Below are 16,800 nucleotides of genomic sequence, written 5' to 3'. Positions count from 1 at the left end.
TACGCAACGATCTACATAACGGCTGAAAGCCGCCTTGTATATCCAAATTATTACACAATCAATAATTTGGATAGCTTACTTTTAATCTAAAAAGGAGATGTATTATAGCTAAAAATAAAGTTCAATCTCAAATCGGAGTTAGTTTTCTAGAGTTTATAAGAAGCTTGGGAACTGAAGAACAATATGCTCCTTACCTTGAGGAATATAAATAGCCCAATGGCTTTAAGTGTGAGCATTTCCAAGGTAATAAATAAATTACGATGTTCTAAAAAGATAAGAACAATGGTCTAAGCGTATACCTGCCAGTATCTCAAGAGAAACACTCTCACATCTTAAGTAGAAGACTAAAAAAAACCTTACTTAAAATACGTCCTCTTCTAATTTGTTTGTATTTTCAATAGAAAAGACTTTTGACCCCATTAACTTTAATAAGACCTGCATTCGTATAATAAGTGCAACACTTCTGTTAATTGCTTATAGCATAAACATCTATTGAGAATAACAAGACTCAGATGTACTCTGCTATAAGCGACCAAACCTAAAACAGAGGAGTCAGAAATGACATATGAACATCTGAGTCTTGAAGAAAGACACTACCTTGAAATTGAATTAAAGGCAGGCACATCGATCACTAAAATAGCAAAAAACTTAAATCGTAGTACAAGCACACTTTCACGAGAACTTAAACGTAATAAAGGTCTCCGTGGTTATCGAAACAAGCAAGCCAATGACTTTGCTCAAGAAAGACACAAAGTGAAACCAAAGGCTATTAAACTAACTGAAGAAGTTAAGGACTATATAGATGAGCATTTACTCAAGGATTGGAGCCCCGAACAAATTGTAGGTCGACTAAAAGATGACCAATCCATCTTACTTCATCATGAAACAGTTTATCAATATATTCTTAGAGATAAAGAATCAGGAGGTGAGCTATATAAGCTTCTACGTCATCAGAATAAAACTTATCGCAAACGTTATGGCAACCAGCATAGTCGTAATGGGATTCCCAATCGTGTGGATATAGACGAACGACCTGAGGCAGCTAATAAGCGAGAGCGTGTAGGCGACTGGGAGATGGATACTATTATAGGAAAAGCTCATAAAGGAGCCATTGTAACTATGGATGATCGAAAATCAAAACTGCGTCTAGCATTGCCTGTGTCTCATAAGAAAGCCACGCTTGTGAAAGATGCAATAATCTCTTTGCTAACACCGATCAAAGATTTGGTTCATACTCTTACATTTGATAATGGAAAAGAATTTACTCAGCATGAGACTATCTCCAAGGAATTGGAATGTAATAGTTATTTTGCTAAACCATATCACTCATGGGAACGAGGCCAAAACGAGAATGCTAATGGATTGTTACGGCAATACTTTCCTAAGTCTATGGCGCTTGATGGTATCAGTGAAAATGAAGTCATTATTGCGGTTGATAAACTTAATAGTAGACCTCGAAAATGTCTGAAATTTAAGACGCCATATGAAGTTTTTGAAAATTTAACTGGAATTAACTTAAGAAAATCAGTAGGTGTTGCACTTACTACTTGAATTCAGGAGATTTTATTTCTAAAGTTTTCTAAGTTATTTAAAATAAAAATTCTCCATCAAAAACAGGGCTTGGGGCGACAAGCTGAACAACTTAACAAAGTCGACGATTTTTAAATAAGCTCTTTTCATTTAAAAATGCCTTAAAATGATTTAAAACGCACATTCGAATAAAAAAATGCTTATTTAAAATAAAAATGAACAATATTAAATAAACATAAATACTACCTTAAGTATATGTCAATAAATGACTTAAATCTAATTAATCCACGATCATCACATGAGCTTAAATAAAATAAAAACGATTGAAATCACCATAGCCTCTACTAATTTTTATGATGTTTAAATTAGTAGAGTACAATTCTACACAAGTTTTATAAATACAATGGAGTAAACATTATAATGGCTTACAACGAAACAATCGTAACCAATACCAGCGCAGTCGACAAATCCACCGACGCCGATGGCGGGGTAATCAACGTCAACGTCAACAACTACAGTGAAGAAATAAACGGCTCATCATCTGCACCCAGCTTAATCAATATTAATGGCGATGCATTCTCAGGCGAAGTTACTTCCGGATCAGAAAACGATGAAATCACAGTCAACTCCGATAACTTTTCTGGTTCAATCTCGAGCAACGAAGGCAGTGACATCGTCAATATCAACTCAACAAATTTTTCTGGCACTGTAGATACCGGCAGCGGCAATGACAGAGTAGGCATCAGTGGCAGCGTCTATTCATCAACAAGCACTATCGACACCGGTGCTGGCAACGACAGCATCTTCTTAAACGCATCAAGCCTTGAACTAACGCTCTTAACTGGCAGTGGCAATGACTTCCTGTCTATTAACGGTAACAACCACTTCGGCCTCTACCAAACTGAGAGCGGCAAAGACACTGTAAACATTGCCGCAGACCGTTTCAGCGGCGTAGTCAGCACAGATTCAGATAACGACATCGTCAACGTGCTCAACAGCGCCAATAATTTCTTTGGTGACATTAATACTGGTAGTGGCGACGACAATATAAACATTTACACCAGCAACTTCAGAGGCGACATCAACGGCGGCGATGGCTTTGACACAGTTACTGTTAACGGCTCATTCAGAGGGCGTACAACTGTAAATGAAGTTGAAACCCTTAATTTTGACACCGCAGGCATTCGCAATAAAGTAAATTCGCTAAATGAACTTTCCGTCGTAGAGTTCAACGCAGCGAAAGCCGCCCTATCAACAGCAGAAACGAGTGTGAATCTGCTCCAAGAGACTGTAACAGAACTAGAGATTCAACTCGATAACCTCAACTCTTTCGGATTTGGAGGCTTTGTATTAGCTGGAACAAATACTGTACAAGATCAATACGATCAAGCAGTCATCGACCTAGCACTAGCTGAGCAGACTCTAAATGCTGCCGAATCACGATTCAACATAGCAAACAAATCTACTGCAGTAAGGGGTGTTGATTCAGTCCTTGAAATGAACCAAGGAACTGTAGTAGGTAGCGCTGCCAACGATAATTTCACTTTCCTCAATGGTAGTCATGCTGACTTTGTCAACTCAAAAGAAGGCGATGATATCATTACCCTAATCGGTAGTACGGATAGAATCATCAACATTGATGGTGGTGACGGTATTGATTCCATACGTCTCGTCAACGGTGATTTTGGTGGCAGTATTGTCGCCGACAACGTAGAAAAACTATTACTCATAGATAACGACGGATTCAGTAATGCCATCAATGTGAAAAACTCAGATGGCATAGAAATCACAATGAGCTCAGCAAACGATAATTTCAGCATCAATGCCGATTCTGCTGACCTGAAACTAGGACGAGGAGACGACTCCGTTGTTGTGAATAGTGACTTTACTGGTACAATTGAAGGCTCTTATGGTAATGACACGATCATCACTGGCGACAATTTTAACGGCACTATCAAAGGTGGAGAAGGCAATGACAGAGTTATTGCGGGCGAAAACTTTAGCGGTATCATCGAAGGCGGCAACGGCGTAAATACATTACTCTTAAGTAATGGCTTTAATGGTAACTACACGGGCTTCACTAACTTGGGTGTAACTAGAGATTCCGATATAACACTTAATAACAACGCATCCACAATTTCACTAGAAGGTTCCAGTGGTGCTGAATCAATAAGTCTTGAAAACGACTTTCGTGGTACGATCAAAAACCTAGAAACACTTGTCCTCGCCGATGACTCTGTCAATTCTCTAGAAGAATTACCCGAAGACGGCATCTACCATCTAAACTCAATTGTTGGCGGCGCAGGTTTTGAATCCATAGAATTCAAAGGTTCCGTCGGTGGCATCAGCATTGATGATCCTGACACTATAATCTCACTAAGCCTAAGTAATGTTGAAGAAATCAAACTAGCCGAAAGCACTGTTAACTACATTGCAAACGACGCTTCACTTACTCGCATTATTGGTAACGATGGAACGGGCGAAGTGAACGGCGAAGCCATAGGCTTCGAAACAGAATTCAATGGCACAATCAGCGAAGTTGAAGTAATAAGAGTTGCTGCAGGAACAACTAACGAAATCACTGACCTCACTGGGGATTTAATCAAAATCATTGGTTCTATTGACGAAGAAGAAACCGTCATCCTCAACAAGGATTTTAATGGCACATTAGAAAATATTGATTTTGTCATCATTAAAGGCGGTGGCGCAAACAGCATTTCTGCCGATAAGTATCTCCAAGGAATTACTGGTACCGGAGAAGAAACAATCGAAATACCAAGTAATTACACAGGTACACTTTCTGGCATAAAAGGAACACCCGAACTCAATAACCCCGCCATTGATTACGATGCTGTTCCTGTAGATCCAGACGACCCAGACGACCCAGACGACCCCATCGACTTCGGCTTCGAAGTCCTTATTACTGCAGCAGATAGCGGCTCAGCCACAACCCCAAATGATTTTGGAGCAGCCGACTCAAACACCAACAACCTCATTACAGCCACATCTGGAGCCGTGTTTATTAATGCCTCTACTGGCGATGGCAACGACCGTATCACGACAGAAGATGGAGTCAGTATCAATTTCGAAACAGGCGCTGGTGCTGACGAAATTATTTTTGGCAATAACTCCGGATCCACCCTTATAAGTTCCGACAGTGTAGACATTGTCACAGTCGGTGACAACTCCACTGGTGACATTACCACTAACGGCGGAAACGATGAAATCACCATTGGCTCAAGCAACAGTGGCACGATAAGCGCCGGTGCGGGCGACGATAGCATCGCCATCGCAGACTCTGCAAGTGGCGACATCCTCGCTGGCACAGGTATCGACTCAATCACTTTAGGTTCAGGCGCCACTCTCAATATCACCACTTTAGATGGTGGTGATGACAACATTACAGTCGGCGACTCCTTCAACGGAACTATCACCACCAGCACTGACAACGACACTATAACAGTTGGCGACGACTCCACGGTGAACATCGAGGCCTCTGCAGGGGATAACACTATAACTATAGGTGCCAATGCAATTATCAACAACATTAGCACAGCATCAGGCGCCGACACAATCACTATAGGTGCTGGAGCTAGCCAGGGATCATCCATTACTCCAGCTGTTGGAGCCGTCACCACAGTTGACACAGGTGCTGGCGAAGATATTTTAAACATAAAAAGTGATGTTAACCTAGACATTAGCGCTGGAGCTAACAATGACACAATCAATGTGGGCAGCAATTTCAGTGGCCACATCGAGACAGGCGAAGGCGACGACATCATCTTTATCGATCGTAACTTCCTTGGAACCATCAACAACTCTGGTGGCGAAGACACCATCATTGCCCTGGACTTTATTGACCCTACCCAAATCCTTAAAATTGGCGGAGGTACATATACCAACTCTGTCCTTGGTACAATTGCTACAATTGGTGACGATGAAACTCTCACTATTCCAACCACCGTTGAAACAATCACTGAGGTGACCGCTGGAGATGGAGATGAAACATTAATCCTTGAAGACACCGCTTTAAATTTTGCCATCCCTTCTTCTACAGATGTCAATGTAACTGACCTAGAGCAACTCTTCCTTGCAGACAACTCAGTCAACACCTTCCATTCAAATTCTCTAGAGTCTCTTGATACTGGAGACAACTCAACTACTACCGCTATTATCGAAACAGCTACCACAGCAACAATTGGTATTGGCTCGACACTTGATGTGACAGATAACGGCAATACTCTAGATGTCATCAATGGTGATGTCGGAAACGAAACTCTAGTCCTCACAGGCAACACCGAAGCGATTGTCAATATGGGACGTGGCGATGATACTGTAACTGTTGACAATGATGCCAATGGCGATAGCACTGCTTTCACAGGCGATATTCAAGGCGGAATTGGTGATGACACATTAATCATCCAAGATGCTGGCTCAGCCATCAACTTCACTTACAGCCAATTTGAAAACATTGGCTTAGCGGACACTGGTACAGGCTTTATATTTAACGACCTTAACGAAGTAAATAGTATCTTTGGTGTAGGCGAAGACGACCAACAAGAATCTGTCATATTCAACTCAAGCTACGAAGGCAGCCTTTCCGGAATTGAGATCATTACCTTCCAAGGTGAAGAAAGAGCATATGTCGTAGAATCAGACCAGGCACTTTTACAGGTTAATGGTAGTGATGCCCTGGATGATAACCTAACCTTACTCAACAGTTTCGGTAGCCAAGACAGCTCCACTCTTGACATTACATACTCAGAGATTGACGATATTGAATTTATTAATCTCCTAGGAGAAGAAAACTTCCTCCGTCATGACGAAGATTTGGACTGGATTCAAGGAACAGGGTCCAGTGCGCTCACACTTCAGTACGAATATATCGGCGTCATTAACGGCATCGAAATATTGAACCTACCGTCCAGCGGCTCAATTTTAACTCTTTGGGGTGATTCTTTAAGCGAGATCAATGGTACTAGCGAGGTAAATGAAGTTATTACCTTGACTGAAGGTACAACATTCGGGACAAGCGGGAATGCATTTGCATTAAATAATATTGAACAAGTCAATATCATCGAAGGCGGTTTCGCTATACAAAATGATGAATTCTTGAAATACATTGTTGGTGACGCCCCTTTAGGCTTCGAATTTGGTGCTAACGAAATCTATGATTATGAAACTTTTGTTCCATACTCAAACGAATTTAACGGCATTTCTCTTTCCACAAGCTTTGAGGGAACTGTTGAAAGTATAGGTAGCCTCGGTCTTGCAGGTGGAACGGCTAATATCGTCGATAATATAAGAAATATCACATCAATAAGTGGTGGTGGGGAAACCGACTTAACACTCTTGAATAATCATGAAATCTATGATACTGGATCAATTTTTCAAAGTATATCTAACATACAAAGGATTTTCTTTGCGCAGGTTCAGACTGTCAACGATAAAGATTTCATCAATCAAGATAACTATATTGCTGATCTCGAAGTAGAACTCCCTATTGGCTTTGTAGATAAAACTGTATTTAATGACGATGTACGTTACGAAGAATTCATCGAAACCTACCTCTACGATACTTACATAGAAGCTGGCAACAATGCTGAGCAAAGTAAAGTATTGATGGAACAGATAGATAAAAATGATTATGAGACTGATCAAGATTATTTAGACGCCATTATTACCGCAATTGGTGCGAATCTGCCCATAGCACTTGACTTAGATGTAGATTTTGCAGGCGATAAAACTGCATTCTACACAGCAATTGAAGCCCAATTAGCTCCGATTGCTGATCTTGCAACTTTAGACGCCAGCGATTATGTAGATACGGCTTCTTATATCACAGAGCTCGAAGATCTACTTTACCTTACTGAACTTGACTTCCAATCCGGGGACGCATTCATAGCAAGACAACAAGTCGACGCCGTAATCAATGATCCATATGCCGATGATGATGCACGCATAGATGCTTACATAGAGCAAATTGGACTCCATATTGATGGAATTGATGCCGTTGACTTTGCTAACACAGAGGCCTTTCATGCTGCTATAGTAGAAGCTATTGTCGATGCTGGTTACCGTTGGGAAACTGTTACACTAGACCCGAATAACGACTTCTTTGTTGATCTCGATGCCTATCAGCTAGAGCTTGAAAATCAAATCGAGTTTTTTGGTGGCACACTCCCTGACTATAGATCCGCTACTAATTTTGATGCCGATTCATTCGATGATTATGAAGATGCTCTTGAGGAGACTCTATATCAACGTGAATTCCACAACTATTACACTGTAAATCACTCCGAAGATGCTAATAACGACTTAGCGTGGGAAGCTTATGTTAATGCTGTAGAAGAAGAAGCTATTAATCAAGGCGCTACAGTCCAAGACATAAATTTTGATGGTTCCACAGGTATCGATGTCTTTATCAAAAGTGAGTATGAAACTGAACTACTATATTTAGCTGATCTAACTGCTTATGGCACTGTCGGTGCAAATGTATCCTTCGCAGATTACAATTATAGTGATATTACCAATCAAGAAATTTACATAAACCACCTCGAAGATAAAATTATCGATGCGGGTAAACGCATGGTCTTCAATCACGACGATTCTGCTGAACAGATCAATGGTGATATTCACGATGATTTCCTCATGATAGATTTTGATGGCGCTATGTCAACCAACTTAATAAACTTGGAGGAGGGTAACGATACACTTGTTGTCCAAGCTGATAGCTTTAGTCAATTTCTCTTTATAGAAAATGTGGAAAACATTTACTTTGACGTAAAAACCATACTAAACCTCGATCCAGTCAATCACCAAGATGTGGAAACAATCTTTATATCTGCTGGCTCAGGAACTGATATCGATTTACAAACAGACATTGATATTGATGAATCACTAACTAATCATCTAACAGGTGTAGCAAATGTTCTAGGTGATGGTATCGACGACTATTTCTTTAAAGATATCAATGCGAATGGCATTTACACCGAAGGCATTGATCAACTCATGATTTTCCAAGATAAAGGTATTGGTGAAAACATTAATAAATTTGGTGATTATGAATTTAAAGGCGATGGTTGGTTAGTTGTTAATTTTGCAGACCAATACGATTCACCTGCATTTTTCGGATCAGACACTGAAGCTTTTTACTTCTCATCAAATACGGGTGGTATAGCAGATGACTACGTAGCCAAAGTTTATGGTACCGCCGCAGACGCTGAGACTATGACTTTTGGTGAAAATAATAATTTCCAAGGTAGTATTTGGGATATAGAGAATCTTGCCCTTGGTAAAAATACGACCAACATAGTTGCTTTTCGTAGTGTCGAAGACACCGTCATTAGCTCTGATGACAGCATTAATCTTACTATCCATTATTCAGAAGCTGGCGGTACAATTAACGGTGCACTAAGTGGGAAAGATGATAGTTTAACTATCAACGCTGGCCACAGTGCCGATATTAACGGCAACTTTGATTTAGGCGGCGGTAATGATACCGCTCACTTCCAAACAGGAATAATCACAGGTGCTATCAACCTCACTATGGGAGATGGCTCAGACTCTATAACTATGGGAGAAACTGCAGCTAAAACCACTACCTTTAATGGTACTCTGATTGACCTCGGTGATAAAGATGACGTTTATGATGGAACATTTTCAAACAATGTCACTCTAGGTTTACTTGATGCTGGTTCTGGTAATGACACAGTCACCATCGGTTCAAACCATACGGGCGACGTAGATGCTGGTTCTGGTAATGACACAGTCACCATCGGTTCAAACCATACGGGCGACGTAGATGGTGGTGCCGGTGACTCAGATGTATTAATCCTTGATTCAGGCTTTAATGGCACAATATTGAACTTTGAAGACGTTACTCTTCTCTCAGGTGCCGAGGCAACAATAAACAACAATGGAGTCAAAAACGTAACTGGTACTAGTGGCACAGATGAAACTATCACTTTTACAGCCTCTACAACTACAGAGATTACAGAGATCGAATTCATTAACATCCAAGGATCAAATGATTTCACCCTTACACTCGATAGCAATGCAAAGACCCTCACAGGTGACCTAGATAATCAAAACGTAACCCTACTTGGCAGCATGGAAAATTTAGCCATAGACTTAGCTGACGGTACTGATACACTTAAAATCGAAGGCACCTTCACAGGTACTGTCACAGGAGTAGAAATAATTAACCTAGATGCGGGTGTTAGTTTTAATGCAAATAGCCTCCTTAACCCCGGTGGCGCCACAGATACTGTAATCGCTATTAGCGGTGGTGAAGGTGCGGCAATCGAATTAAATGGCTGGACTCAAGATTCCGCATTACAATATAGTAAGGACTTTGATAATGGCGGCGGCGATATCGCTAGTATCACTTTAAATGTTGATGACACACCCTTCCTCGAACAATATGCCGGCGGAACTTTAACTTTCGCGGCAGACGCTTAATCAGGAGATATAAAAATGGCTAAAAGAAAATCATTAAAGTTAAACGTATATGAAGAATTAGATGGTGATATCATTGACCTCTCAGGAAACTCTAAAGGCTCAGTAAAAGTATATGGAGATGGTTTAGACGTCTCCACTATTGGCTCACCTGACGGCAAAGATAGTGTCACTATTTATGGAGAAGCTAACACTGGCTTAATCACACTCAATGCTGGTGATGATAAATTCACCGATACAGGCACTGCCACTTCCACTTCAGTATCCATGGGCGCTGGCAATGATAAAGTAGCTTTAAAAGGTTACCTCTTTGCAGGAGAAGTGAATACCGAGTCCGGCGATGATAATATATCTATTAATGGCGAATATTTTTCAGGCAATGTAGATGCGGGCTCTGGCAACGACAAAATTAATCTCAAAGCTAATTACTTCGACGGTCAAGTCGATGGTGGATCTGGTATTGATAATATCTCCATTAAAGGCTTTGATTTTGATGGCCAAGTCGATGGTGGTAGTGATGGCGACCTATTCAAGATTTCTTCAAAAGGATTTTTTGGTGAAGTTGATGGTGGTGCTGGTGATGATTACTTCAAAATAACAGGAAATGACTTTGCTGGTGATGTAAATGGCGGTGAAGGTAGCGATACCTTTAATCTCAAACTCAAAAGTTTTAGTGGTAGTATTGACGGTGGCGATGGTAACGACTTCATCGTTAAGTCAGGCGGGAGTAACTTTTTTGGAGACATCAGTGGTGGCAGCGGAGTTGACACCATAGATATTGGAGCTAAAGGCATGCATGGCTCTGTTAATGGTGGTGACGACAACGACATCATCACTATTTCCAAGAAAGCCTCATTGGTTACTGGCTCTGTAAACGGTGACAATGGCGATGATGATATTTACATCAATGCTAAATCATTCTCAGGTTCAGTTAATGGTGGCGAAGGCGATGACGAGATCTTTATCAACTCAAAAACTTTTGAAGGCAATGTAGATGGTGGCAATGGCAATGATACCCTCAATCTCTTAAGCCCTATTGCTTCGACTACAGAAATCGATAATATTCAAACGATCAACCTAACATCTAAAAAAGCAAGTTTAGACGCCGACAATATTGTTATTGATGGTGCTACAACTGTTAATGGTGTAGTAGGCTCATCAATTGACCTAAGTGGTTGGGATGAAATTAGCTCAACTAGTTTCGAAAATGGTTACACTACAGTCAACCTCGAAGCTGGTGGCACTTTTGATGACTTAACTGGTAATATTTATACCTTTGCTTAAGAAAGCTTAAGTTTCACAAATTCAAAAAGCCATTGAACTTTGTTCAATGGCTTTTTTATTTATCTTAGCTATGAATTATTTTATAGGCTAAATATTGGATTAGCAAGCTAAAGCTTGAACTACGTACTTTTGGACGCGTGCCTAATAAGCAAGTCTTCTGAGGTAGCTAGTACACTCTTTAGAGTGCCGAAAAGTTGGATTTGAATAGGCCTTTGGATTAGCAAGCTAAAGCTTGAACTACGTACTTTTGGACGCGTGCCTAATAAGCAAGTCTTCTTAGGTAGCTAGTACACTCTTTAGAGTTCCGGAAAGTTGGATTTGAATAGGCTATTGGATTAGCAAGCTAAAGCTTGAACTACGGGCCTTCTTAGCTGTACTCATTTTTAGCAAGCTAAAGCTTGAACTACGTGCTTTTGGACGCGTGCCTAATAAGCAAGTCTTCTGAGGTATGTAGTACACTCTTTAGAGTGCCGGAAAGTTGGATTTGAATAGGCTATTGGATTAGCAAGCTAAAGCTTGAACTACGTGCCTTCTTAGCTGTACTCATTTTTAGCAAGCTAAAGCTTGAACTACGTACTTTTGGACGCGTGCCTAATAAGCAAGTCTTCTTAGGTAGCTAGTACACTCTTTAGAGTTCCGGAAAGTTGGATTTGAATAGGCTATTGGATTAGCAAGCTAAAGCTTGAACTACGGGCCTTCTTAGCTGTACTCATTTTTAGCAAGCTAAAGCTTGAACTACGTGCTTTTGGACGCGTGCCTAATAAGCAAGTCTTCTGAGGTATGTAGTACACTCTTTAGAGTGCCGGAAAGTTGGATTTGAATAGGCTATTGGATTAGCAAGCTAAAGCTTGAACTACGTGCCTTCTTAGCTGTACTCATTTTTAGCAAGCTAAAGCTTGAACTACGTACTTTTGGACGCGTGCCTAATAAGCAAGTCTTCTTAGGTAGCTAGTACACTCTTTAGAGTTCCGGAAAGTTGGATTTGAATAGGCTATTGGATTAGCAAGCTAAAGCTTGAACTACGTGCCTTCTTAGCTGTACTCATTATTAGCAAGCTAAAGCTTGAACTACGTGCTTTTGGACGCGTGCCTTTTATACATCCCATTTCTTTCCATAGTCTCGCACCGGAAACTCTCTCCATATCGTACGTGCCTGCTCAATCCCCACACTCGCAATGAAATCTATGGCACTCGAATAAGGCCATTCTTGCCATTTCTTTACATAAGTATGATGAACTGGATTATTATGCACATAATTCATTGTCACCCAAAAATGTCGCTCACTACGAATAGCGCGATCCGAATGATTAAAGAAACATTTCCTCCCGCGAGTTCCATCCTCACTATTCCATTGATGTGACAAGCTCCCATGAAATCGTCCATGCAGAATAGAAAACTCTTTTAAATCCTCTATCCTAAGTAATAAATGATAATGATTCGGTAATACACACCAGGCATGCAAGCCCAAGTCATGGGCTTCACAAAATGCAACTAGCTTCTTGCAAAATTCATTCATCCTCACAGGATTTAAGCCAATGATATTCTTATGCTCAAAACATGCCGCACTTATATGATAAAGCTTTGATACCCCCTCAAGATGGGGTGTGTTATGTTTTGGATAAGCTCTAAATTTCCTCCACTCCAAAGTTCGATCTTTGTCTACTTCACTCAAGTTCCTCCAATCATACATATCTCACCTCATAAATTATATATGATAAAATACATTCTTATGTATTCTAAATACAAACCTTTTTAAGGTAGCTAGTACACTCTTTAGAGTGCCGAAAAGTTGTTATACGTTAAAGCTTTACTTAGGTAGTACACTCTTTAGAGTGCCGGAAAGTTGGATTTGAATAGGCTATTGGATTAGCAAGCTAAAGCTTGAACTACGTACTTTTTAAAGGCGTTCTTTAATCAAGCGAAGCAAAGCTCGTTCGATAAGCTCCAACTGCCTCGAACTACCATCAGCATGTCCTTTCTCTGGGATGAGTATATTCATACAAGCATTTGCCTCAAATAACAGAATTCGGCCGTCAGGATAAATATAACAATCAATCCCAAAGACATCCAAGCCAAGCCTCATCGCAATTTCTCTGATGCGTTCACTTATTTTAGGCTTGATCGCTGTTTCAAAAGAATCGAGTACACCCTGCCCTCTCGCCCAAAGTTCTGGCCGTACATTCATAATCTCACGAGTTTCCTCGCCAGTACACCACACATCAGAGAAATAGAGGTGCTTAATATAAACCTCACCATCAATTACAATCAGACGAATCTTTTCATATAAACCTTGCTCTGAACAAATATCAAAAAACTCGATGATGTGATAATCCCTACCATCACAAAAAGCCAAAGGTACTTGATTCAGTGCCTCCCTATTCTGCAGTAGTATCATATCTTTGTTGTAGTGAATACCTACGGGACGAATAATCATGGGGAAAGCAATGCCTGAATCATTGACCGCAGCAGCCAATTGATCTGGGTTTTTAAAACTTATACGGGCAACTTTGGGAACTATCAAACCTGCTAGATCCGCAAGAACTAAAGCCACATGCTCGCGAGTATTTATAAGGACTGATTGAGGTTCATTAATGCAGATAAGTCCAGTCATTTCCTGTAACTTTGTAAGCTTTTGAAGACTTATCTTATGCGTTTCCTCATTAGCAATTTGATTGAATATCAGCGATACCCTCATAAAACGAGATTCAAATTGCTGACTTAGCGTGGTATCGAGGAATAACCTGAGTTTTTGAAAATCAGCTGATTCAAGTGAGTTAAATACACTACAACTACCCTCCACTTGGTAATTAAGCGTGATACCATTTGGTGCAATGGTATTTACTTTCACTTCGCCGCTATCATTTATCCCTGAAACAAAAAGTACCTTTGGGGGCGTTTGCTTATTCATTAAAATTACTCCCTATAAATCTTTTAGCTAGCATATAATTCGTAATATATAAAGCAAGCCACAGCTGCTTTGCATATGGTAGCTAGTACACTCTTTAGAGTGCCGAAAAGTTGGATTTGAATAGGCTATTGGATTAGCAAGCTAAAGCTTGAACTACGTACTTTTGGACGCGTGCCTAATAAGCAAGTCTTCTTAGGTAGGTAGTACACTCTTTAGAGTGACGAAAAGTTGGATTTGAATAGGCTATTGGATTAGCAAGCTAAAGCTTGAACTACGTACTTTTGGACGCGTGCCTAATAAGCAAGTCTTCTTAGGTAGCTAGTACACTCTTTAGAGTTCCGGAAAGTTGGATTTGAATAGGCTATTGGATTAGCAAGCTAAAGCTTGAACTACGTACTTTTGGACGCGTGCCTAATAAGCAAGTCTTCTGAGGTAGCTAGTACACTCTTTAGAGTTCCGGAAAGTTGGATTTGAATAGGCTATTGGATTAGCAAGCTAAAGCTTGAACTACGTACTTTTGGACGCATGCCTTCTTAGCTGTACTCATTTTTAGCAAGCTAAAGCTTGAACTACGTACTTTTGGACGCGTGCCTTCTTAGCTGTACTCATTTTTAGCAAGCTAAAGCTTGAACTACGTACTTTTGGACGCGTGCCTTCTTAGCTGTACTCATTTTTAGCAAGCTAAAGCTTGAACTACGTACTTTTGTAAGCGTCAATTGAGCTGAATATTTGAATGCCTATTTCGAAAAAAAGTCTATTTCTTCCAGTTTTGTGGTAGGAGTTCCATTAAATTTTCTTTTGGGTGATCAATGATTCTCCTGAGCACATCCTCTAAGTATTCTTTTGGATTGATACCCAGCTTACGACAAGTCTGGATTAAGGAGATGATATTGGCAGCCGCTTGGCCGCCTTTTTCACTGCCGAAGAAAAGCCAGTTTTTTCTACCAATAGTAAGCGGACGAATAGCGCGTTCACTCACATTGTTATCTATGCGAGCATCCGGATAAGCAAGAAAAGCTTTAAATGCTTCTTGCCGTTTAAGTAGGTACTCCATTGCCGTTTTGAGTTTGCCTTTGGGCTCACATGCTTTGTAGTAATGATCTTGAATCGTCTTTAATAGAGCTTCAACAAAAGGCTTTGTTTTCCTATTGCGAAAGCTCTGTCGCTTTGCCGAAGTACCAAGCGCCCAAGCATCCTGTTCGAGTTCAAAGAGCTTATCCATCAAAATAAGCACTTGTTTACAGAATTCGTTTGGATTGGGTGTGTCAAAAAACTTACGCCTGGCATGAGCCCAGCAAGCCTGCCAATCGATACCATCAAGCTTATCCATTTTTTCATACGCAGCAAAAGCATCGGCATGAAAAACTCCTTGAAAGTCTTTCATTCGATCTAATGTATGGGAGTGTGAACGGTCTTTGGTGAATTCGAACCAAACGAGAGGAGGGTCTGGACCATCGCCGCCGACATAAACCCAAATCCGACCTTCTTGAAGCTTACCTTTACCTTTTGTTTGAAGCTTAACAGGGCTGTCATCTGTAAAAACTCTTGATGAGTTTAAAATTTGATCTCGTAATAAATCACCTAAAGGTTGGAGAGTTTTTCCTAACTGGAGAACCCAGTTGGAAAGCGTTTGTCGCGCAATAGTAAGTCCATCTCGTTTGAATTGCTCTTCGATACGATAAAGAGGTAAATGGTCGGCATATTTTGAAATGAGTATATGTGACAACAAGCTCACATCAGCACGACAGCCTGTTATCGGATGGCTGGGAACTAGAGCGGAGATAACTCCTGCCTTGGGCTTATTTGGAATATTGTATTTACGTACACGAGTCTCTATGACTTTGTAACGACCATGAACATAAACAAGTTTTTCTGATGTATCGAATCCCATGAGTTTCAGTTCTACACCAGTTATGGGATCAACTTTTTCATCTTCGGGCAAATCAATGATTTTAATTTCGCGTTCAGCATTCTCAGGGAAATTGAAATGCGTAAAGGGCTTGCGTTTCTTCTTCTTTTTTAGGGTATTTACTTTGGGTTCTTCATCTCTTTCTGGTGAATTTGAATCGCCCAGATCCTTAAGGTATTCAGTCCACTCAGGAAAAGTATCTGAGTTATCAAAGACTACAGTCTCTTTTTTACGACCATACAGCTGGGCTTTTAGATAGGTGTTTTCCTCTTCTAAAAACACAACTTTTTTGGTGAGGTCTGAGATAGTTTTAGTCATGAAATAATATAGCATAACCCCATGATTTTTCAGCTATAAAACCAGGCTATTTGATCTTAAAATAGGCCCCTTTACAGCAGTGGATCATTAGCAGAAATTCCCGAAAACTAAGCTCAGTTTTAGCTTCGGACATGTCGCTAAAAGTTCCGCGCTCCAACTGTTTATTGAAAATACAAAAACCACCTTCATCCCAGTAGAGACCTTTCAATAAATTACGCCGGCGATTTATGAAAAGGTAGACATCTCCTGCAAAGAGATTTTCCAGATTACTTAACGCGGTTAAGCCATTGAAGCCTTTGCGGAGGTTCACGGGTTCGGGATGTAGTTTTAACTTACGATCTTTAAAATATTCTAACATTGTATCTCCTGGGGTAAGCCCAGACTCTAATTCA

7 protein-coding genes are annotated in these 16,800 nt (G+C 40.4%); 3 read left to right on the top strand and 4 right to left on the bottom strand.

The window, feature by feature from the left end:
- Positions 1–558: 558 nt before the first annotated feature.
- The 3 genes from PQO03_RS14950 (at position 559) to PQO03_RS14940 (ending at position 11,274) form a co-directional block, all read left to right on the top strand.
- The gene (locus PQO03_RS14950) at positions 559–1,551 is read left to right on the top strand and encodes an IS30 family transposase (protein ID WP_274148572.1); all 993 of its coding nucleotides are present in this window, start codon (positions 559–561) and stop codon (positions 1,549–1,551) included.
- Between the two features lie 399 nt (positions 1,552–1,950).
- Positions 1,951–9,993 carry a hypothetical protein gene (locus tag PQO03_RS14945; protein ID WP_274153991.1) on the top strand — a complete coding sequence of 2,681 codons (8,043 nt, stop codon included), beginning with the start codon at positions 1,951–1,953 and terminating at the stop codon, positions 9,991–9,993.
- Positions 9,994–10,008: 15 nt separating this feature from the next.
- Positions 10,009–11,274: a hypothetical protein gene (locus tag PQO03_RS14940; RefSeq protein ID WP_274153990.1), complete on the top strand. Its 1,266-nt coding sequence runs from the start codon at positions 10,009–10,011 to the stop codon at positions 11,272–11,274.
- Between the two features lie 1,092 nt (positions 11,275–12,366).
- Here the strand turns inward: PQO03_RS14940 and PQO03_RS14935 are convergent.
- The 4 genes from PQO03_RS14935 to tnpB form a co-directional block, all read right to left on the bottom strand.
- Positions 12,367–12,963 (bottom strand): hypothetical protein, encoded by a 597-nt coding sequence (locus tag PQO03_RS14935; RefSeq protein WP_274153989.1) that lies wholly within the window; start codon positions 12,961–12,963, stop codon positions 12,367–12,369.
- A 207-nt stretch (positions 12,964–13,170) separates the two neighbouring features.
- Positions 13,171–14,181 carry an ATP-grasp domain-containing protein gene (locus PQO03_RS14930; RefSeq protein WP_274153988.1) on the bottom strand — a complete coding sequence of 337 codons (1,011 nt, stop codon included), beginning with the start codon at positions 14,179–14,181 and terminating at the stop codon, positions 13,171–13,173.
- Positions 14,182–14,935: 754 nt separating this feature from the next.
- On the bottom strand, positions 14,936–16,408 hold the full coding sequence (tnpC, locus tag PQO03_RS14925; protein ID WP_274150713.1) for an IS66 family transposase: 1,473 nt from the start codon (positions 16,406–16,408) through the stop codon (positions 14,936–14,938).
- A 46-nt stretch (positions 16,409–16,454) separates the two neighbouring features.
- Positions 16,455–16,766, bottom strand: a complete 312-nt coding sequence (tnpB, locus tag PQO03_RS14920; protein WP_274150714.1) for an IS66 family insertion sequence element accessory protein TnpB — start codon at positions 16,764–16,766, stop codon at positions 16,455–16,457.
- Positions 16,767–16,800: the final 34 nt, after the last annotated feature.

Origin of the sequence: Lentisphaera profundi, from assembly GCF_028728065.1 — a bacterium.
GTDB lineage: Bacteria > Verrucomicrobiota > Lentisphaeria > Lentisphaerales > Lentisphaeraceae > Lentisphaera > Lentisphaera profundi.
This window is presented reverse-complemented; position numbering and strand designations above follow the sequence as displayed.